At 75.5% G+C, this 23,049-nt stretch carries 1 protein-coding gene; it reads left to right on the top strand.

Annotated features, from left to right (window positions below):
- Positions 1-35: 35 nt before the first annotated feature.
- Entirely contained in the window at positions 36-23,000 is a 22,965-nt protein-coding gene (locus ACFVVU_RS08885) for a type I polyketide synthase (RefSeq protein ID WP_387788848.1), read from the top strand.
- Positions 23,001-23,049: the final 49 nt, after the last annotated feature.

Genomic DNA, 23,049 nt, shown 5'->3' with positions numbered 1-23,049 from the left:
CTGGCTGTCATTCATCAGGTCGATGGAGCATGGTAATGAGCGAGTTCGATTCGGTTGTGCCCGCGTCCGGAACGGCGACCGGGGAAGCGATCGCGGTCATCGGTGCGGCCCGTCGCCCGGCGCGGCCGTCGGGCGAGATCGATGCGGAGTTCTTCGGCCTGCCGTCCGCCGGGCCCGCGGTGGCGGGCCCGGGCCGGGCCGTGCTGCTGGAACCGCTCTGGGAGGCCCTGGAGGACGCCGGTGTCGTCCCCGCGACGGCGGCGGGCCAGGGCGTCGGTGTCTTCCTCGCCCTGCCGCCGGCGGTGAAGGACGAGTCCGAGGTGTCGGACTCCGACTCCGACGTCGCCTCTGTCCTCGCCTTCGCCGAGCTGGTGGGCACCGTGCTGCGTTTGGCCGACGGCGGCGCGGCCGTCACCGTCACACGGTCCGCGCGGGCGGCCGTGGACGCCGCCCGCGCGAGCCTGCGGGGCGGCGGGCGCGGTCTCGCGCTCGTCGCGGGCCCGGACCCGCTGCTCCCCGGGGCGGAGGAGCCGGACGGGTCGTCGGAACCCGGCGGCCACGCTGCCGTCCTGCTCAAACCGCTCGCCCGGGCGCTCGCCGACGGCGACCGGATCCACGCGGTGCTCCACGGGGACGGCCGCCTCGTGACGCCCGAGACCGACGCCACCGAGACCGGGGCCACCCAGATCGGGGCCATCGAGACCGAACCCGCGGCCGCCCCGGCCCCGGTGGCCTGGGTCGTCTCCGCGGCGGACCCCGAGGCGCTGCGCGCCCAGGCGCAGCGCCTCCACGAGCACCTGACGGCCCGTCCCGAGCTGCGCCCGGCCGACGTGGCCCACGCCCTCGCCACCACCCGCCACCGGTTCGCCCACCGCGCCGTCGTCCTCGGCGAGGACCGCGCTGAACTGCTCGCCGGACTGGCGGCCACGGCACACGGCGACCTCGCCGCCAACCTGGTCCGGGGCACCGCCGGCCCGGCGCGGACCGCCTTCGTGCTGCCGCCCCAGGGCGCGCAGTGGGTCGGCATGGGCGCCGGACTCCTCGACACCTGCGCCCCGTTCCGCGAGGCCGCCGAGGCGTGCCGGGAAGCCCTCGCCCCCCACCTGGACTTCGACGTGCTCGACGTGCTGCGCGACGCCCCCGGCGCGCGGCCCCTGGCGGGCGTGGACGTCATCCAGCCCGCGCTCTTCACCTTCCAGGTCGCCCTCGCCGAGACCTGGCGCGCCTGCGGAGTGCGGCCCGACGCCATCGCGGCGCACAGCCTCGGCGAGCCCGCCGCCGCCCACCTCGCGGGCGCGCTCACGCTGCCCGACGCGGCCCGGGTGATCGCCGTCTGGAGCCGCGCGGAGGCGACGCTGGCGGGCCGCGGCGCGATGGTCATGGTGCCGCTGTCCGAGGCGCAGCTGGCGCCCCGCCTGGCCCGGCACGACGGCCGCCTGGCGGTCAGCGCGTACAACGGCCCCACCTCCGTGGTGGTCTCCGGCGACACCGACGCCGCCCTCGACCTGCTCGCCGAGCTGAACGCCGAGGGGGTGCGCGCCCGGCAGGTGGCCGTGGACGTCGCCGCGCACTCACCCCACATCGAGGACCTCCGCGACCAGATGCTGGACGGCCTGGCCGACCTGCGCCCGCGCACCGCCCACACCCCCCTCTACTCCTCGCTGGACGGCGCCCGCATCGACGGCCGGGAGGCGGACGCCGCCCACTGGTACGCGCTGCTGCGCCGGCCCGTCCGCTTCGAGCGGACCACCGCCGCGCTGCTCGCCGACGGCCACGACCTGCTGATCGAGATCGGCCCGCACCCCTCACTGACCGCGGCGATGCAGGAGAGCGCCACCCTCGCCGACAGCCCGGCCGTCGCGCTCGGCTCGCTGCGCCGCGACCAGGGCGGGCCGCGCCGCCTGCACACCGCGCTCGCCGAGGCCCACGTCCGGGGCGCGGACGTCGACTGGACGGCGGCCTTCGACGCCCCGGCCCGGCGCCACGTCCCGCTGCCCACCTACGCCTTCCGCCGGCCCGGCGACGCTCCCGCCCCGGCGGCCGGGCGCCCGGGCCTGCGCGAGCGGCTGCTCGCCCTGCCCGCGAGCGAGCACGAGCGCGTCGCCACCGACCTGGTCCACGCCGTGACCGCCGCGCTGCTCGGCCGTGCCGCCGGCGGGGCCGGCGTCGACCGGACCTTCCGCGACCTCGGCCTCGACTCGGTCGGCGCCGTCGAACTGCGCAACCGGCTGGGCGAGGCCACCGGACTGACCCTCCCGCACACCGTGGTCTTCGAACACCCCACCCCCGGCTCCCTGGCGCGCCGCCTGGTGGCCGAGGCGCTCGGCCGGGGCGAGCGGACGGCCGACGACGAGACGGTGGCCGCCTGGGACGAGCCGATCGCGATCGTCGCGATGAGCTGCCGCCTGCCCGGCGGGATCGACACGCCCGAAGAGCTGTGGCGGGTGCTCAGCGCCGGCGAGGACACCGCCTCCGCCCTCCCGCGCGACCGCGGCTGGGACGTCGACGCGCTCTACGACCCCGAGCCTGGCCTGGCCGGGCACTACTACCAGCGCGAGGGCGGCTTCCTGCACGACGCCGCCGACTTCGACCCCGAGTTCTTCGGCATCTCGCCGCGCGAGGCGCTGGCCATGGAACCGCAGCAGCGCCTGCTGCTGGAGACCGCCTGGGAGACGTTCGAGCGGGCCGGCATCGTCCCGCGCAGCCTGCGCGGCAGCCGCACCGGCACCTTCGTCGGCGTCATGACCCCGGACTACGGCCCGCGCCTGCACCTGGCCGACGAGGAGCTCGGCGGCTACCTGCTGACCGGCAGCACCGCCAGCGTCGCCTCCGGACGCCTCGCCTACTCCTTCGGCCTGGAGGGGCCGGCGGTGACGGTGGACACCGCCTGCTCGTCCTCCCTGGTGGCGCTGCACCTGGCCGCGCAGTCGCTGCGCTCGGGCGAGTGCTCGCTGGCACTGGCCGGCGGCGCCACCGTCATGCCCACGGTGGGCATGTTCCTGGAGTTCAGCCGCCAGCGGGCGCTCGCGCCCGACGGCCGCTGCAAGGCCTTCTCGGACCGGGCGGACGGCTTCGGCCTCGCCGAGGGCACCGGCATGGTCCTGCTGGAGCGGCTGTCCGACGCCCGGCGCAACGGCCACCCCGTGCTGGCGGTGCTGCGCGCCACCGCGATCAACCAGGACGGCGCCAGCAACGGGCTGACCGCTCCCAGCGGCAGCGCCCAGCAGCGCGTCATCCGCCAGGCCCTGGCCGGGGCCGGGCTCACTCCGGCCGACGTCGACGCGGTGGAGGCGCACGGCACCGGCACCACGCTCGGCGACCCGATCGAGGCGCAGGCGCTGCTGGCGACGTACGGTCAGGACCGGCCCGGGGAACGTCCGCTGTGGCTCGGCTCGCTCAAGTCGAACATCGGCCACACCCAGGCCGCGGCGGGCGTCTCCGGCGTCATCAAGACGGTCCTGGCGCTGCAGCACGGAGTCCTGCCGAAGAGCCTGCACGCGGCCGAGCCCTCCACCCGGATCGACTGGGCGTCGGGCGCGGTGCGGCTGCTGGCCGAGCCGGTCGACTGGCCCTCCCTCGACCGCCCGCGCCGGGCCGGCGTCTCCTCGTTCGGCATCAGCGGCACCAACGCCCACGCCATCCTCGAACAGGCACCGCCGGCCGACCAGGACGACCAGGACGACCCGGACGAGCCCGCCGAGCTTGCCGAGCTTGCCGAGCCCAACGAGCCCTCGGCCGAGGACGGCCCGCGGAGCGCGGCGCAGCCCGTGCCGTGGCTGCTGTCCGCCCGCGGCCCCGAGGCGCTCGCCGCCCAGGCCCGCGCCCTGCTCGCGTTCGCCGACGCCCACCCCGGGCTGCGCCCCGACGAGGTCGGCCACGCCCTGGCCCGCACCCGCACCGCCTTCGAGCACCGCGCGGTGGTGGTCGGCGCCGGACACGCCGAACTGACCGCCGGACTGCGGGCGCTGGCCGACGGCGGCGACGCCCCGAACACCGCCCGGGGCCTGGCCGTCGAGGGACGGCGGGTGGTCTTCGTCTTCCCCGGCCAGGGCTCGCAGTGGGCCGGCATGGCGGTCGACCTGCTGGACGGCTCGGCGGTCTTCCGCGAGCGGATGCGCGCCTGCGCCACGGCGCTCGCCCCGTACGTGGACTGGTCGCTGGAGGACGTGCTGCGCGGCGCGCCGGGCGCGCCGACGCTGGAGGCCGCCGCCGTCGTGCAGCCCGTGCTGTGGGCCGTCATGGTGTCGCTGGCGGAGCTGTGGACCTCCTGCGGCGTCCGGCCCTCGGCCGTCGTCGGCCACTCCCAGGGCGAGATCGCCGCCGCCTGCGTGGCGGGCGCCCTGGACCTCGACGACGCGGCCCGGGTCGTCGCGCTGCGCAGCCAGGTGCTGGGCCGGCTCGCCGGACTCGGCGGCATGGTGGCCCTGCCGCAGTCGCTGCCGGAGGTCACCGAGCGGCTGGCCCGCTGGGAGGGGCGGATCGGCGTCGCCGCCGTGAACGGTCCCCGCTCGGTCGTGGTCTCCGGTGACGCGGACGCGCTGGACGAATTGATGGCGGGCTGCGAGCTCGACGGCGTACGGGCCCGGCGGGTGCCGGTGGACTACGCCTCGCACTGCGCCCACGTCGAGGCGATCGAGGACGAACTCGCCGAGGCCCTGGCGGGCATCACGCCGCGCGCCCCGCAGGTGCCGTTCTACTCCACCGTCACCGGCGAGCCGGTCGAGGCCGCGCTGCTGGACGCCGCCTACTGGTACCGCAACCTGCGCCGCACCGTACGGTTCGAGCCCGCCACCCGGCGGCTGCTGGACGACGGCCACCAGGTGTTCGTCGAGGTCAGCCCGCACCCGGTGCTCGCCATCGGCGTCCAGGAGAGCGCCGAGGCCGCCGGGACGCCCGTCGAGGTGGTGGGCTCGCTCAACCGTGGACAGGGCGGCCCGGACCGCTTCCTGCGGGCCCTGGGCGAGGCCCACGTCCGCGGGGTGGACGTCGACTGGCCGGCGGTCTTCCCCGGCAGTCCCGCCCGCACTCCCGCCCTGCCCACCTACCCGTTCCAGCGCCGGCGTCTGTGGCTGGACCCCGAGGCGCCCGCCAGCGCGGCCCCGGCGGTCCGCGACGCGGCCGAGACCCGCTTCTGGGAGGCCGTCGAGAGCGAGGACCTCCAGGCCCTGGCCGACACCCTGGCGCTGGACGCCGACGCCGCGCTCGCCGACCTGCTCGGCGGCCTGGCCGCCTGGCGCCGGCAGGCCGACGAGACCGCCACGGTCGACGGCTGGCGCTACCGGATCGACTGGCAGCGCCTGCCGCGCACCCCGGCGGCGGTGACCGGGAACTGGCTGGTCGTCGCCGCCGCGTCCGCGGACGAGCGGCCCCGGCTCACCGCGATCCGCGGTGCGCTGTCCGCGCACGGCGCGCGCAGCCACCTGCTGGCCGTCGAGGCGACCGAGGACCGCGGGCAGCTGGCGGCCCGGCTGGGCGCGCTGGACACCACCGGCTTCACCGGAGTGCTGTGCCTGCTGGCGGAGGAGGAGCACGAGCTGGCGGACCACCGGGTGACGGCCGGCCTCGCCGCGACCGTCGCCCTCGTCCAGGCGCTCGGCGACGCCGACCTCGGCGCCCCGCTCTGGTGCCTCACCTCGGGCGCCGTCTCCACCGGACCGGACAACCCGGTCCGCAGCCCGCTGCAGGCCCAGCTGTGGGGCCTCGGGCGGGTGGTGGGCGCCGAGTACCCGCACCGCTGGGGTGGGGTGATCGACCTGCCGGAGCAGCTGGACGACCGGGCGCTCGCCGTGCTGACCGGTGCCCTGGGCGGGTCGCGCGGCGAGGACGAGCTGGCGGTCCGCGACGGCGCCGCGCTCGGCCGGCGCCTGGTCAGGGCCGCCGCGAGCGCCGCCCCCGCCCGGGCCGGACTGCGCCCGCGCGGCACCGTCCTGCTCACCGGCGGCACCGGCACCCTCGGCGCCCACGTGGCCCGCTGGCTGGCGCACGAGGGGGCCGAACACCTGGTGCTGACCAGCCGCGCCGGTCAGGCCGCGCCGGGCGCCGCCGAACTGCGGGCCGAACTGGAGGCCGTCGGTACCCGCACCACGATCGTCGCCTGCGACGTCGCCGACCGGGAGCAGCTGCGCGAACTGCTCGACTCGCTCGCCGGGGAGCCGGGGGAGCACGGGGACCTGGCGGTTCCGCCCCTCACCGGCATCGTGCACGCCGCCGGCGTACTGGACGACGGCGTGCTCGACGCGCTGACCGTCGAGCGCCTGGAGCGGGTCCTGCGCCCCAAGGTGGACGCCGCCGTCAACCTGCACGAGCTCACCGCCGACCGCGACCTGGACTTCTTCGTCCTGTTCTCCTCCGTCGCCGGCGTCGTCGGCAACGCCGGCCAGGGCGGCTACGCCGCGGCCAACGCCTTCCTGGACGCGCTCGCCCACCGCCGCCGCGCCCAGGGCCTGCGCGCCACCGCCGTCTCCTGGGGCTCCTGGGGCACCGGCGGCATGATGGGCAGCGCCGTCGAACAGCACCTCAGCCGGCGCGGCATCGTCCCGATGCGGGCCGATCTCGGCATCGAGGCGCTGCGCCGCGCCATGGAGCACGACGACACCGCGGTCACCCTCGCCGACATCGCCTGGGACCGGTTCGTGGCGGCCTTCGCCGTCACCGGCCGCTACCCGCTGCTGGACGACCTGCCCGAGGCGCGCCGGCTGCTGGACGGCGGGCGGGCCGCGGCGGACGTCGACGGCGGCGCCGGGGCGGCGGGCGGCGCGGGCCGGCCGGGGCTCGCCCAGCGGCTGGCGGGCCTGTCCGAGGCCGAAGGGGCGCGTACGGTCCTGGACCTGGTGCGGGCCCAGGCCGCCACCGTGCTCGGCCACGCCGGCCCGTCCGCCGTCCAGCCCGGGCGCGCCTTCCGCGAGGTCGGCTTCGACTCGCTGACCGCCGTCGAACTGCGCAACCGGCTGTCCGCGGCGACCGGCATGCGGCTGCCGACCACCGTCGTCTTCGACCACCCCACCCCCGCCGCCCTGGCCGACTACCTGCACGGCGAGGCCGGCGGGCAGCGGGCGGAGAGCAGCGGGGCGGCGCGCCCGGCGGCCCCGGGCGCCGACGGGGAGCCGATCGCGATCGTCGCGATGAGCTGCCGGTTCCCCGGCGGGGTCCAGTCGCCCGAGCAGCTGTGGCGGCTGCTGGCCGACGGCACCGACGCGCTGGGCGGATTCCCGGAGGACCGCGGCTGGGACCTCGACACCCTCTACCACCCCGACCCGGAACACCTCGGCACCACCTATGCCCGCGAGGGCGGCTTCCTGCACGACGCCGCCGAGTTCGACGCCGGCTTCTTCGGAATCTCGCCGCGTGAGGCGCTGGCGATGGACCCGCAGCAGCGGCTGCTGCTGGAGACCTCCTGGGAGGCCTTCGAGCGGGCCGGAATCGACCCGGCCACGCTCAAGGGGACGCCGTCCGCCGTCTTCGTCGGCTCCAACGGCCAGGAGTACGCCTCCGGCCCGGGCCGGACCCCGGAGGGTGTCGAGGGCTACCTGCTCACCGGACGCGCCGCCAGCGTCATGTCCGGCCGGCTGGCCTACGTCTTCGGCCTGGAGGGGCCGGCGGTGACGGTGGACACCGCCTGCTCCGCCTCGCTGGTGGCCCTGCACCTGGCGGTGCAGGCGCTGCGCTCGGGTGAGTGCTCGCTGGCGCTGGCCGGCGGCGCGACCGTGATGGCCGACCCCGGCGTCTTCGTGGAGTTCAGCCGGCAGCGCGGGCTGGCCGCCGACGGCCGCTGCAAGGCCTTCGCGGCGGCGGCGGACGGCACCGGCTGGGGCGAGGGCGTCGGCATGCTGCTGCTGGAGCGGCTGTCGGACGCCGAGCGCAACGGGCATCCGGTGCTGGCGGTGGTGCGGGGCTCGGCGATCAACCAGGACGGTGCGTCGAACGGTCTGACGGCGCCCAACGGGCCGTCGCAGCAGCGGGTGATCCGTGCCGCACTGGCGAACGCGGGGCTGTCGGCGGCGGACGTGGACGCGGTGGAGGCGCACGGCACCGGCACCACGCTGGGCGATCCGATCGAGGCCCAGGCGCTGCTGGCGACGTACGGGAAGGACCGTGAACGCCCGCTGTGGCTCGGGTCGTTGAAGTCCAACATCGGGCACACCCAGGCGGCGGCCGGGGTGGCCGGCGTGATCAAGATGGTGCTGGCCCTGCAGCACGGGGTGCTGCCGAAGACCCTGCACGTGGACGAGCCGACCCCGCACGTGGACTGGTCGGCGGGCGCGGTGCGGCTGCTGACCGAGCCGGTGGAGTGGTCCCCGTCGGACGGCGACCGCCCGCTGCGGGCCGGCGTGTCGGCGTTCGGGGTCAGCGGGACCAACGCCCACGTCATCCTGGAAGCGGCTCCGGCCTCGGCCGTGGTCGACGGCGACGAACCCCGGGAGCCGGTGCACCTCCCGCTGCCCTGGGTGGTGTCCGGAAAGGACACCGACGCCCTGCCGTCCCAGGCCCGGCGGCTCGCCGCCCACCTCGACGAGCACCCCGAGCTGGACCTCGCCGACCTGGCGTTCTCGCTTTCCACCGGCCGGGCCGCGCTGGAGCGGCGCGCGGTGATCGTGGGCCGGGACCGGGACGAACTGCTGGCCGGGCTGGCCGCGTTGGCGAACGAGCGGCCGGCGCCGCAGCTGCTGCGCGGCGCGGTCGGGCCGGACGGCGCCCGGGTGGCGCTGCTCTTCTCGGGGCAGGGGAGTCAGCGGCTGGGGATGGGGCGTGAGCTGTCCGCGTCCTTCCCGGTGTTCGCGGAGGCCTTCGACGAGGTCTGCGCCGCCGTGGACGCTCACCTCGAACGGCCGTTGCGTGAGGTGGTGTTCGGGGAGGACGCGGAGCTGCTCAACCGGACCGAGTTCACGCAGCCGGCGTTGTTCGCGGTGGAGGTGGCGCTGTTCCGGCTGGTGGAGTCGTGGGGTGTGCGGGCGGACTTCCTGGCCGGGCACTCGATCGGTGAGCTGGCCGCGGCGCACGTCGCGGGAGTTTTCTCGCTGGCCGATGCCGCCGAACTGGTGGTGGCGCGCGGCCGGTTGATGCAGGAGCTGCCGTCGGGTGGTGCGATGGTGGCGGTGCAGGCCTCGGAGGACGAGGTGGCGCCGCTGCTGGAAGGCCGTGCGGACCTGGTGGGCATCGCCGCCGTCAACGGCCCCACGTCGGTGGTCATTTCCGGCGCCGAGGAGACCGTGGCGGAGGTCGTCGACCTGCTCGCCGCCGACGGCCGGCGCACCAAGCGGCTCACCGTCTCGCACGCCTTCCACTCGCCGCTGATGGAGCCGATGCTGGCGGGCTTCCGCGCGGTCGCGCAGCGCGTGACCTTCGCCGCGCCCGCCCTGCCGATCGTCTCGACGCTCACCGGAAGGTTCACCACCGCCGAGGAGTTGGCCGACCCCGAGTACTGGGTGCGGCACGTCCGCCACGCCGTCCGGTTCGCCGACGCCGTCGGGACACTGGCGGCCGAGGGCGCGACGGCTCTCCTGGAGATCGGCCCCACCGCCGTGCTGACCCCGATGGCCCGGGAGACGCTGGCGGACGGACCCGCCGTCCTGGTGCCCGCCCTGCGCAGGGAGCACGCCGAGGCCGAGGCCTTCACCACCGCCCTCGCCCACCTGTACGCCAACGGTGTCGCCCTCGACTGGAACGCGGTCCTCGCCGACCGCGGTGCCCGACGCGTCGACCTGCCGACCTACGCCTTCCAGCGCCGGCACTACTGGCTCCGGATGCCGACGGCCGCCGACGCGACCGCGATCGGCCAGGCCGAGGCCGAACACCCCATGCTGGGAGCCGTGGTGGGCCTTCCGGACGGCACCACGGTGCTGACCGGCCGGCTCTCGCAGGCCACCCACCCCTGGCTGACCGACCACGCCGTCTCCGGCGTGGTGCTGGTCCCCGGCACGGCCTTCGTCGAACTCGCCGTCCGCGCGGGCCGGCAGGTCGGCCACGAGCGGGTCGAGGAGTTCACCCTGGAGGCCCCGCTGGTGCTGCCGGAACACGGCGGCGTCCAGCTGCGGCTCACCGTCGGCCCCGAGGACCACGACGGGCGACGCTCCCTCGACCTGCACTCCCGGCCGGAGGACCGGCTCGACGAGCAGGAGTGGACCCGCCACGCCGCCGGGACGCTCGCGATCGGGCCCGCACCGGCCGAACCGTTCGACCTGAGCGCCTGGCCGCCCCCGGGTGCCACCCCGGTCGACACCGGCGACCTCTACGACCGGCTGGCCGAGCTGGGCTTCGGCTACGGCCCGGTGTTCCGCGGCCTGCGCGGGGCCTGGCGGCAGGGCGAGCACCTGTTCGCCGAGGCCGCCCTGCCCGCCGTGGCCGCCGCGCAGGCGGGCGCCTTCGGCCTTCACCCCGCCCTGCTCGACTCCGCGCTGCACGCCTCCTGGCTCGGCCTGCTCTCCGGCACCGAGACCGGACAGGGCCTGCTGCCGTTCTCCTGGGGCGAGGTGGACCTGCGGGCCGGCGGCGCCGCCGTCCTCCGCATCAAGCTGACCCCGGCCGGACCGGACACGGTGTCGGTGCTCGTCGCCGACGGCGCGGGCCTGCTGGTCGCCACGGTCGGCCGCCTGGTCCTGCGCCCGGTCGACGCCGAGCAGCTGCGCGCTGCGGCCGGGGCCCGCCAGGACGCGCTGTTCCGGCTCGACTGGGTGAGCGCGCCGCCGAGCGAGGCGGTCCCCGCGTCGGCGGTCCTGACGCTGGAGGCCTCCACCGCCGAGGCCGAGCTGTCCGCGCTCGCGCGGGCCGTCGACGGCGGCGCGCCGGTGCCCTCCTACGTGGCGGTCGTCTCCGCGGCGCCCGACACGACCGAACTGCCGGACGTCGCAGGCCTGGCCGGCACCGTCCGCGCGGCCGCCCACCGCACGCTGCGGCTCGTGCAGAGCTGGCTCGCCGACGAACGGTTCAGCGCCGCCCGTCTGGTGGTGGTGACCCGTCACGCCACCGCACCCGACGGCGCACCCGACACGCTCGACCCGGCCGAGGCCGCCGTCTGGGGCCTGCTGCGCTCGACCCAGTCGGAACACCCGGACCGGTTCGTGCTGGTCGACCTGGACCGGGACACCGAAGCGGCCGAGGCGCTGCCCGCCGCGCTGGGCAGCGGTGAGCCGCAGCTCGCCGTGCGGGCCGGCGGCCTCCTGCTGCCCCGCCTGGCGAAGACCGCCGGCCCGGGACCGGACACCGGCCGGGCATTCCGGGCCGACGGCACCGTACTGATCACCGGCGCGACCGGAACGCTCGGCCGCCTGGTGGCGCGCCACCTGGTCACCGAGCGCGGCGTCCGGCACCTCCTGCTGGTGGGCCGGCGCGGACTCGCGGCCGAGGGAGCGGAACAGTTCGAGGCGGAGCTCGCGGCCCTCGGCGCCGAGCCCGTCACCGCCGCCTGCGACGTGGCGGACCGCGACGCGCTCGCCGCACTGCTCGCGACCGTCCCCGCCGACCGCCCGCTGTCGGCCGTGGTGCACGCGGCCGGCGTGACGGACGACGGCGTCGTCTCCGCCCTCACACCCGAACGGATGGACCGGGTGCTGCGCCCCAAGGTGGCGGCGGCGCTCAACCTCCACGCGCTGACCCGGCACCTGGACCTGTCCGCGTTCGTGCTGTTCAGCTCGGTCTCCGCCACGCTCGGCGGCGCCGGGCAGGGCAACTACGCGGCGGCGAACGCCTTCCTGGACGCGCTCGCGCAGCGACGCCGGGCGGCCGGACTGCCGGGCGTCTCGCTGGCCTGGGGCCTGTGGGCCGAGGGCAGCGGCATGACCGGCAAGCTCGCCACCGCCGACCTCGCCCGGATCCGGCGGATGGGCCTGGCCGCGATGGACTCCGCCGACGCGCTCGCCCTGTTCGACGCCGCGTGCGCGACCGACGGCGATGTGCTCTTCCCGGTGCGGCTGGACACCGCCGGGCTGCGCGTCCGGGCGGCGGACGGGGAGGTCCCGGCCCTGCTGCGCGGACTGGTCAGGGCCGGCAGCCGGCGGAGCAGGGCCGTCGACGCCCCGGCCGTGGGCGACTCCGGCACGCTGGCCGGCCGCCTGGCCCCGCTGGCCGAGGCCGAGCGGCTGCGCGTCCTGCTGGATCTGGTCCGGCTGCAGATCGCGACCGCGCTCGGCCACGCCTCCCCGGAGCAGGTCGATCCCGAACGCGCCTTCAAGGACCTGGGCTTCGACTCGCTGACGGCGGTGGAGCTGCGGAACGCGTTGAACGTGGTCTGTGGGGTGCGGTTGCCGGCGACGCTGGTGTTCGATCATCCGACGCCGGGGGCGTTGGCGCGGTACCTGCTGGCCGAGTTGGTGGGCTCGTCGGTGGCCGAGCGGGAGGTTTCCGGTTCCGCTCTGGCGTCGGTGGACGGTGAGGCGATCGCGATCGTCGGTATGAGCTGCCGCTACCCGGGCGGGGTCGCCTCGCCGGAGGAGTTGTGGCGGTTGGTGGCTGAGGGTGGTGATGCGATCGGGGGGTTCCCGGCGGACCGTGGCTGGGATCTGGAGGGGCTGTACCACCCGGATCCGGAGCATGCCGGTACGAGTTACACGCGTGAGGGTGGATTCCTCTATGGGGCCGGGGAGTTCGATCCGTCGTTCTTCGGGATCTCGCCGCGTGAGGCGCTGGCGATGGACCCGCAGCAGCGGCTGCTGCTGGAGACGTCCTGGGAGGCGTTCGAGCGGGCGGGGATCGACCCGACCTCGGTGAAGGGCTCGCGGACCGGCGTCTTCGCCGGAGTCATGTACCACGACTACGGCTCACGCCTGCCCGTCGCACCCGAAGGCTTCGAGGGGTACCTGGTCAACGGCAGCGCGGGGAGCATCGCCTCCGGCCGGGTGGCCTACACCTTCGGCCTGGAGGGGCCGGCGGTGACGGTGGACACGGCCTGCTCCTCGTCGCTGGTGGCGCTGCACCTGGCGGCGCAGGCACTGCGCTCCGATGAGTGCTCGCTGGCGCTGGTCGGCGGTGTCACCGTGATGGCCACGCCGAGCATCTTCGTGGAGTTCAGCCGGCAGCGCGGGTTGTCGGTCGACGGCCGCTGCAAGGCGTTCGGCGCCGGGGCGGACGGTACCGGGTGGGCCGAGGGCGTGGGCATGCTGCTGGTCGAGCGGCTGTCGGACGCGCGCCGCAACGGGCACCCGGTGCTGGCGGTGGTGCGCGGCTCGGCGGTCAACCAGGACGGCGCGTCCAACGGCCTGACGGCGCCGAACGGGCCGTCGCAGCAGCGGGTGATCCGCCAGGCGCTGGCGAACGCGGGGCTGTCGGCGGCGGACGTGGACGTGGTGGAGGCGCACGGGACCGGGACGACGCTGGGCGATCCGATCGAGGCCCAGGCGCTGCTGGCCACGTACGGGCAGGACCGCGAACGGCCGCTGTGGCTGGGATCGTTGAAGTCGAACATCGGTCACACCCAGGCCGCGGCGGGTGTGGCGGGTGTGATCAAGATGGTGATGGCGATGCAGCACAGGGTGCTGCCGAAGACCCTGCACGTCGATGAGCCCTCGCCGCACGTGGACTGGTCGGCGGGCGCGGTGCGGTTGCTGTCGGAGCCGGTGGAGTGGCCTTCCGGCGATCGTCCGCGCCGGGCCGGGGTCTCCTCGTTCGGGGTCAGCGGCACCAACGCGCACGTCGTGCTGGAGCAGCCCCCGGCGGCGGTCGTCGACCAGCGGCCGGAGGACGAGCCGGCGTCGGATCTCGCCGTCGCCTGGCCGCTGTCGGCGAAGGATCCGGCCGCGCTGCGGGGCCAGGCCGAGCACCTGCTCGCACACCTCGCCGAGCGTCCGGAGCTGGGACTCGCCGAGGTCGGCCGGTCGCTGGCCACCTCGCGCGCCGCGCTGACGCACCGCGCGGTGGTGGTGGGCCGGGACCGGGAGGAACTGCTCCAGGGCCTGTCGGCGGTGGCGGAGGACCGGCCGTCGGCCGCCGGCCTCGTGACGGGCGAGGCAGGGGCCTCGGGCGGCCGGCTGGCGTTGCTCTTCTCGGGGCAGGGGAGTCAGCGGGTGGGGATGGGGCGTGAGCTGTCCGCGTCGTTCCCGGTGTTCGCGGAGGCCTTCGACGAGGTCTGCGCCGCGGTCGACGTCCACCTCGAACGGCCGTTGCGTGAGGTCGTGTTCGGCGAGGATACGGAACGTCTCAACCGGACCGAGTTCACCCAGCCGGCCTTGTTCGCGATCGAAGTCGCGCTGTTCCGGCTCGTCGAGTCGTGGGGCGTGCGGGCGGACTTCCTGGCCGGTCACTCGATCGGCGAGTTGGCCGCCGCGCACGCCGCGGGCGCCCTCTCGTTGGCGGACGCCGCCGAACTGGTGGTGGCGCGTGGCCGGTTGATGCAGGAGTTGCCGTCGTTTGGCGCGATGGTGGCGGTGCAGGCCTCGGAGGGCGAGGTGGTGCCGCTCTTGGTCGGCCGTGAGGACCTGGTGGGCATCGCGGCCGTGAACGGGCCTACGTCGGTGGTCATTTCGGGCGCGGAGGAGGCCGTGGCAGAGGTCGTCGCCCTGCTCGCCGCCGCCGGCCGGCGCACCAAGCGGCTCGCGGTTTCGCACGCCTTCCACTCGCCGCTGATGGAGCCGATGCTGGCGGGCTTCCGCGAGGTCGCCGAGCGCGTCACGTTCGCCGAGCCGACGAGGCCGATCGTCTCGACGCTCACCGGGCAGCTCGTCACCGCCGAGGAGTTGGCCGACCCGGAGTACTGGGTGCGGCACGTTCGCCAGGCGGTCCGGTTCGCGGACGCCGTCCAGACGCTCGCGGCCAAGGGTGTGACGGCGTTCCTGGAGGTCGGCCCGGGCGGTCTGACCTCGATGGTTCAGGAGACGTCGGCGGACGCCGTCGCCGTCCCGGCCCTGCGCGCCGACCGCGCCGAGGCCGAGGCCTTCACCACCGCCCTGGCCCAGCTCCACACCCACGGCATCACCCTCGACTGGGACGCCGTCTTTGCCGGTCGCGGCGCCCGACGCGTGGACCTGCCGACCTATGCCTTCCAGCGCCGCCACTACTGGCTGGAGGCGCCCGCGACCGCCGGGGACGTGACCTCCGTCGGCCTGGCCGCGGCCGAGCACGCCCTGCTGGGAGCGGCGGTGAGCCTGCCCGACGGCGGCGTTCTGCTCACCGGCCGTCTGTCGCTCCCCACCCACCCCTGGCTGGCCGACCACGCCGTGTCCGGTGTGACCCTGCTGCCCGGCACGGCCTTCCTGGAGATGGCCGTCCGGGCCGGCGACGAGGCCGGGTGCGACCGGGTGGACGAACTGACCCTCGCCGCACCGCTGGTGCTCCCCGCGCGGGACGCGGTGCAGCTACGGGTGACCGTCGGAGCCGCCGACGCGACCGGGCGGCAGGCACTGGAGATCCACTCGCGCTCCGAGGACGGCGCGGCGGCGGATGCCCCGTGGACCAGCCACGCCACCGGCCTCCTCGCGCGGGCCGTGGACGCGGTCTCGCCGGACACCGTCGACGCGGCCGTCTGGCCGCCCGCCGGTGCGACGGCGGTGGACATCGACGGCTGCTACGAGCGACTGGAGGAGGCCGGCTTCGGCTACGGCCCGGTGTTCCGGGGCCTGCGTGCCGTGTGGCGGCACGGGTCGGCGCTCCTGGCCGAGGTCGCGCTGCCCGAGGATGTCCCGGTGGCCGGCTTCGCCCTGCACCCGGCCCTGCTCGACTCCGCCCTGCACGCGATGGGCCTGGGTGGGTTCCTCGCCGACGGCCCCGAGGGGCGGCTGCCGTTCTCGTGGAGCGGGGTGGGCGTGTCCGCCACGGGCGCGACCGCGTTGCGGGTCCGGCTGGCCCCGGTGACCGGCTCCGCTTCCGGAGCGCACGCCGTGTCGCTGTCGATCGCGGACGGCGAAGGCCGGCCGGTGGCCTCGGTGGAGGCGCTGGGCCTGCGGTCGGTGACGGGCGAGCAGCTCGCGGCCGCCGGATCGGCGGTGGCGGGCTCGCTCTACCGGGTGGAGTGGGTGCCGGGGTCGGTGGCGGCGGGTGAGGTTGTCGAGGTGGAGGTCCGTGAGGGTCTGGAGGCTCCGGGGGCCGATGCGGAGGTGCCCGGGCGTCTGGCGGTGGTGTGCCCGCCGTCGGGTGCGGGTGCCGAGGGTGTGCGTGCGGTTGTCGGCGGCGTGTTGGAGCTGTTGAAGGAGTGGGTGCGCGAACAGCGCTTCGAGGGTTCGCGGTTGGTCGTGGTGACCTGTGGCGGGGCCGGCGAGGGTGCTGTTGATGCGGGTCAGGCGGCGGTGTGGGGTCTGGTGCGGTCGGCGCAGTCGGAGCATCCGGGCCGGTTCGTGCTGGTGGATGTGGAAGCGGAGGCCGGGGACGTCGGGGTGGCGGTGTCGGCGGCCGTGGCGTCGGGTGAGCCGCAGGTCGCGGTGCGTGGTGGCCGGGTGCTGGTGCCGCGTCTGACGAGGGTGGCTGCCGTTGAGAGCGCTGCTGTTCCCTTGGCCGAGGGTGGCACGGTGCTGGTGACGGGCGCCTCGGGCACGCTGGGGCGTCTGGTGGCGCGGCATCTGGTCGCCGGGCACGGCGTGCGGCGGCTGCTGTTGGTGAGCCGCCGCGGGGCGCTGGCGCCGGGTGCGGCGGAGTTCGAGGCCGAACTCGCCGCTCTGGGCGCGGAGGCGGTCACGGCGGCCTGTGACGTGGCGGATCGTGACGCGCTGGCCGCGCTGCTGGCGGCCGTCCCGGCGGAGCACCCGCTGACGGGGGTGGTGCATGCGGCGGGTGTGACGGACGACGGGCTGGTCGAGTCGTTGTCGTCGGAGCGGGTCGACCGGGTGTTCCGTCCGAAGGTGGATGCGGCGCTGCATCTGGACGAGTTGACGCGGGGCCTGGAGCTGTCGGCGTTCGTGCTGTTCTCCTCCGCTGCCGGTGTGCTGGGCAGTGCGGGGCAGGGCAACTACGCGGCGGCGAACGTCTTCCTGGACGCGCTCGCGCGGCGACGCCGGGCGGCCGGGCTGCCGGCGGTGTCGATGGCCTGGGGCCTGTGGGCCCAGGACAGTGCGCTCAGCGGCGAGCTGAGCGAGGTGGACCGGCGCCGGATCTCCCGGTCCGGGATGGCCGCGATCGAGACCGAGGACGGCCTGGCGCTCTTCGACGCTGCTCTTCGCAGTGCGGATCCGGTGGTCGTGCCCATCCGGCTGGAGACCGCCACGCTGGCCGCCCAGGCCCGCTCCGGGGCACTGCCGGCGCTGCTCAGCGGCCTGGTGCGCACCCCGCTGCGGCGCACGCTCGACGGCTCCGCCACGACGGTGACCGGTTCGACGTTGGCCCGGCGACTGGCGGGCCGCCCCGCCGCCGAGCAGCTCGACATCGTCCAGGCCCTGGTGCGCGAGCAGGCGGCCACGGTCCTGGGGCACGAGTCGGCGGCCACCGTCGCGGTGGACCGCCAGTTCAGGGAGCTGGGCTTCGACTCGCTGACGGCGGTGGAGCTGCGGAACGCGTTGAACGCGGTCTGTGGGGTGCGGTTGCCGGCGACGCTGGTGTTCGACCATCCGACGCCGGAGGCGTTGGCGCGGTACCTGCTGGCCGAGTTGGTGGGCGCGTCGGGGGCCGAGCGGGAGGTTTCCGGTCCTGCTCTGCCGTCGGTGGACGGTGAGGCGATCGCGATCGTCGGTATGAGCTGCCGCTACCCGGGCGGGGTCGCCTCGCCGGAGGAGTTGTGGCGGTTGGTGGCTGAGGGTGGTGATGCGATCGGGGGGTTCCCGGCGGACCGTGGCTGGGATCTGGAGGGGCTGTATCACCCGGATCCGGAGCATGCCGGTACGAGTTACACGCGTGAGGGTGGATTCCTGTACGGGGCTGGGGAGTTCGATCCGTCGTTCTTCGGGATCTCGCCGCGTGAGGCGCTGGCGATGGACCCGCAGCAGCGGCTGCTGCTGGAGACGTCCTGGGAGGCGTTCGAGCGGGCGGGGATCGACCCGACCTCGGTGAAGGGCTCGCGGACCGGCGTCTTCGCCGGCGTCATGTACCACGACTACGCGTCGCAGCTCGCGGAGGTGCCGGACGGCCTCGAAGGCCACCTCGGTATGGGGACCTCCGGCAGCGTGGCGTCCGGCCGGGTGGCCTACACCTTCGGTCTGGAGGGGCCGGCGGTGACGGTGGACACGGCCTGCTCCTCGTCGCTGGTGGCGCTGCACCTGGCGGCGCAGGCGCTGCGCTCCGGCGAGTGCTCGCTGGCGCTGGTCGGCGGTGTCACCGTGATGGCGACACCGAACACCTTCATCGAGTTCAGCCGGCAGCGCGGGTTGTCGGCGGACGGCCGCTGCAAGGCGTTCGGCGCCGGGGCGGACGGTACGGGCTGGGCCGAGGGCGTGGGCATGCTGCTGGTCGAGCGGCTGTCGGACGCGGAGCGCAACGGGCATCCGGTGCTGGCGGTGGTGCGGGGTTCGGCGGTGAACCAGGACGGTGCGTCGAACGGGCTGACGGCGCCGAACGGGCCGTCGCAGCAGCGGGTGATCCGCCAGGCGCTGGCGAGTGCCGGGCTGTCGGCGGCGGACGTGGACGTGGTGGAGGCGCACGGGACCGGGACGACGCTGGGTGATCCGATCGAGGCCCAGGCACTGCTGGCGACGTACGGGCAGGACCGCGAACGGCCGCTGTGGCTCGGGTCGATCAAGTCGAACATCGGTCACACGCAGGCCGCGGCGGGTGTGGCGGGTGTGATCAAGATGGTGATGGCGATGCGGCACGGGGTGCTGCCCCGCACGCTGCACGTCGATGAGCCCTCGCCGCACGTGGATTGGTCGGCGGGCGCGGTGCGGCTGCTGACCGAGCCGGTGGAGTGGCCTTCCGGTGATCGTCCGCGCCGGGCCGGGGTCTCCTCGTTCGGGGTCAGCGGCACCAACGCGCACGTCGTGCTGGAGCAGCCCCCGGCGGTGGTTACCGACGAACGGCCGCCGAGTGCGCCGGTGCGCGACGGGGCCGTCGTGCCGTGGACACTGTTCGCCAAGGACGAGCCCGCGCTGCGGGCGCAGGCGCGACGCCTGGCCGCGTTTGTCACCGAGTACCCGGAGCTCGACCCGGTGGACCTCGGCTACTCGCTGGCAACCTCGCGCGCCGCGCTGGAGCACCGCGCGGTGGTGGTGGGCCGGGACCGGGAGGAACTGCTCCAGGCCGTGGCCGCGACAGCCGAGGACCGGCAGCCCGTCGGGTCGGCGCGGGGCTCTGCCTCGCCGGACGCCGGGCTCGCGGTTCTCTTCTCGGGGCAGGGGAGTCAGCGGCTGGGGATGGGACGTGAGCTGCACGCCGCGTTCCCGGTGTTCGCGGAGGCCTTCGACGAGGTGTGTGCAGCCTTGGACGTTCACCTTGAACGGCCTTTGCGTGAGGTGGTGTTCGGGGAGGACGTGGAGCTTCTGGGGCAGACCGAGTTCACGCAGCCAGCGTTGTTCGCGGTGGAGGTGGCGCTGTTCCGGCTGGTGGAGTCGTGGGGTGTGCGGGCGGACTTCCTGGCCGGGCACTCGATCGGCGAGTTCGCCGCCGCCCACGTGGCCGGCGTCCTCTCGCTGGCGGACGCCGCTGAACTGGTGGTGGTGCGTGGCCGGTTGATGCAGGAGCTGCCGTCGGGTGGTGCGATGGTGGCGGTGCGGGCCTCGGAGGGCGAGGTGCTGCCGCTGCTGGAAGGCCGCGAGGATGTGATCGGTATCGCGGCCGTCAACGGCCCTTCCTCGGTGGTGCTTTCGGGCGCCGAGGACGCGGTGGCGGAGGTCGTCGAGCTGCTGGCGGCCGACGGTCGGCGGACGAAGCGGCTCACGGTTTCGCACGCGTTCCACTCGCCGCTGATGGAACCGATGCTGGCGGGCTTCCGCGAGGTCGCCGAGCGCGTCACGTTCGCCGAGCCGACCCGCCCGATCGTCTCGACGCTCACCGGGCAGCTCGTCACCGCCGAGGAGTTGGCCGACCCGGAGTACTGGGTGCGGCACATCCGCCAGGCGGTCCGGTTCGCGGACGCCGTCCAGACGCTCGCGGCCAAGGGTGTGACGGCGTTCCTGGAGGTCGGCCCCGGCGGCCTGACCTCGATGGTCCAGGAGAGCCTGGCCGAGACCGTCGCCGTCCCCACCCTGCGCGCCGACCGCGCCGAGGCCGAGGCCTTCACCACCGCCCTCGCCCAGCTCCACACCCACGGCATCACCCTCGATTGGGACGCCGTGTTCAGCGGCACCGGCGCCCGGCGCGTGGACCTGCCGACCTACGCCTTCCAGCACGAGCGGTACTGGTTGGAGTCGGGCCGGCCGGCGGGTGACATCACGGCGGCGGGTCTGACAGCGGCCGAGCACCCCTTGCTGGGAGCGGCGGTGGCGCTCGCGGGCGGTGAGGGTGCGCTGCTGACCGGCCGGTTGTCGCTGGCGGCGCAGCCGTGGCTGGCGGACCACGTCGTGACGGGCGCGGTCCTGCTGCCCGGGACGGCGCTGGTGGACCTGGTGCTGCGGGCGGGTGACGAGGTGGGCTGCGACCTGCTGGAGGAGCTGACCCTCCGGGCGCCGCTGGTCCTTCCCGAGCGGGGCGCGGTGCAGCTGCAGATCACGGTCGGCGGCGCCGACGAGACCGGCCGCCGCGCGGTGAGCGTGTACGCGCGGGCGGAGGCGGGCGACGGCGCCGAACCGTGGATCTGCCACGCGACCGGAGCGGTCGCACCGGGGCGGGGCGAGGCGTTCGACCTCGTGGAGTGGCCGCCGAGTGCGGCGGAGGCCGTGGCGACCGAGGGCTGCTACGACCGCCTCGCCGAACTGGGCCTGGACTACGGCCCGGTGTTCCGGGGGCTGCGCAAGGTGTGGCGGCGCGGGGAGGAGGTGTTCGCCGAGGTCGTGCTGCCGGAGGACACGGAGGCCGGCGGCTTCGGTGTCCACCCGGCGCTGCTGGACGCGGCCCTGCACGCGGTCGGCTTGGGCGGGCTGCTTCCCGACACCGGTCAGGGGCGGATCCCGTTCTCCTGGAGCGGGGTGCGGCTCGCGGCGACCGGCGCACACGCGCTGCGCGTGCGGCTGGCCCCGGCCGGGCAGGACGCCGTCTCGCTGCTGGTCGCCGACACCACCGGCCGCCCCGTCGCCTCGGTCGATTCCCTGGTCCTGCGCCCCTTCTCCGGCGAGGAGTTGAGCGCTGCCCGCAGTGGCCGGCCGGACTCGCTCCACCGCGTCGACTGGACGGTGCTGCCCGTCGAGTGGCGGTCGATGGGCGAGTCGTGGGCCGTCATCGGAGAGGACGACGGCCTGCGCGCCGCCGTCGAGGAGACCGGAGCACGCGCCGACTTCCACCCGGACCTGCCCGCCGTGCTGCGGCGGCTGGAGAGCGGTGGCCGGGCGCCCGAGGTGGTCCTGGCCGCCGTGGGCGGCAAGGCCGACAGCGACCACCCCGCCGAGCACGTGCACCGCAGCGTCCACCGGATGCTGGAGCTGTTGCAGCGGTGGGTGTCCGACGAGCGGCTCACCGACTCCCGGCTCGTGGTGCTGACCGGCAACGCCGTGGTCGCGCGGGACGGCGACAAGGAGGTCGACCCGGCCCAGGCCGCCGTCCGGGGCCTGGTGCGCTCCGCGCAGTCGGAACACCCGGGCCGCTTCCTCCTGGTCGACCTGGACCGGGACGCGGACTCGGTGCGCGCCCTGCCCGCACTGCTCGACGCGGGCGAGGAGCAGGTCGCGGTGCGCGACGGCCAGGTGCTGGTGCCCCGGCTCGCAAGGATCGGGACGACGGACGAGGATCCCGCCGTCCCCTTCGTCGAGGGTGGCACGGTGCTGGTGACGGGCGCGTCGGGCGCGTTGGGGCGTGTGGTGGCGCGGCATCTGGTGGCCGAGCGGGGTGTGCGGCGGCTGTTGCTGGTGAGCCGTTCGGGTGCGGGTGCCGAGGGCATGGCCGACTTGGTCGGGGAGTTGACGGCGGCGGGTGCCGAGGTCGCTGTCGAGGCCTGCGACGTGGCGGATCGTGACGCGCTGGCCGGCCTGCTGGCGGCCGTCCCGGCGGAGCATCCGCTGACGGGGGTGGTGCATGCGGCGGGTGTGACGGACGACGGGCTGGTCGAGTCGTTGTCGTCGGAGCGGGTCGACCGGGTGTTCGGTCCGAAGGTGGATGCGGCGCTGCATCTGGACGAGTTGACGCGGGACTTGGAGCTGTCGGCGTTCGTCCTCTTCTCCTCCGCTGCCGGTGTGTTCGGCAGTGCGGGGCAGGGCAACTACGCGGCGGCGAACGCGTTCCTGGACGCGCTCGCGTTGCAGCGGCGGGCGGCCGGGCTGCCCGCGGTGTCGCTGGCCTGGGGCCTGTGGGCCGAAGGCAGTGGGATCACCGGTCGGATGACGGCGGCGGACCACGCCAGGACGGCCCGCGGTGGAGTGCTGCCGCTCGCCACCGAGGAAGGCCTGGCGCTCTTCGACGCCGCCGCCTCCGGCCGGGTCGGGACGACCGTCGTGCCGCTGCGGCTGGACCCCGCGGGTCTGCGGGCCCAGGCCGCGGACGGCTCGCTGCCCGCGCTGCTGCGGGGGCTGGTGCGGACGCCGGCCCGGCGGGCCGCCACGAGCGCGACGCCGGACGCGGCGGTGACGCTGGCGGCCCGGCTGACCGGCCTGGGCGAGGCCGAGCAGCAGAAGCTGCTGCTGGACGTGGTCTGCGAGCACGTGGCATCCGTCCTCGGGCTCGCCTCGCCCCAGGCGGTGCGTCCCGAACGGCAGTTGCGCGAACTCGGGTTCGACTCGCTGACCGCGGTCGACCTGCGCAACCGCCTCGCCACGGCGAGCGGACTGCGGCTGCCGCCCACGCTGATCTTCGACTACCCGACGCCCAACGAGCTCGCCGAGTACCTGCGCGCCGAGACCGCGCCGGCGGCGCCCGGGGTCGGTGCGCTGCTCGCCGAACTGGACGACCTGGAGGCGACGTTGAGCACGGTGGCACCGGACGACGAAGGCCGGACGGCCGTCGCCTCGCGGCTGCGGGCGCTCGCGGCGCTGTGGGCGGACGCCGCCCCGGCGGAGCGGACCGGAATCGCCGACGAGCTCGGCGGAGCGACCGACGACGAGATGTACGACTTCATCGGCAAGGAGTTCGGCATCTCCTGACCCCCGGAGAGTTGGCGGACAACTCCCTTTCCCCACAACGAATCTGCCG

Source organism: Kitasatospora sp. NPDC057965 (assembly GCF_042887135.1).
Lineage (GTDB): Bacteria > Actinomycetota > Actinomycetes > Streptomycetales > Streptomycetaceae > Kitasatospora.
Note: the sequence above shows the minus strand (reverse complement) of the source record. Positions and strands in the feature narration are given on the sequence as shown.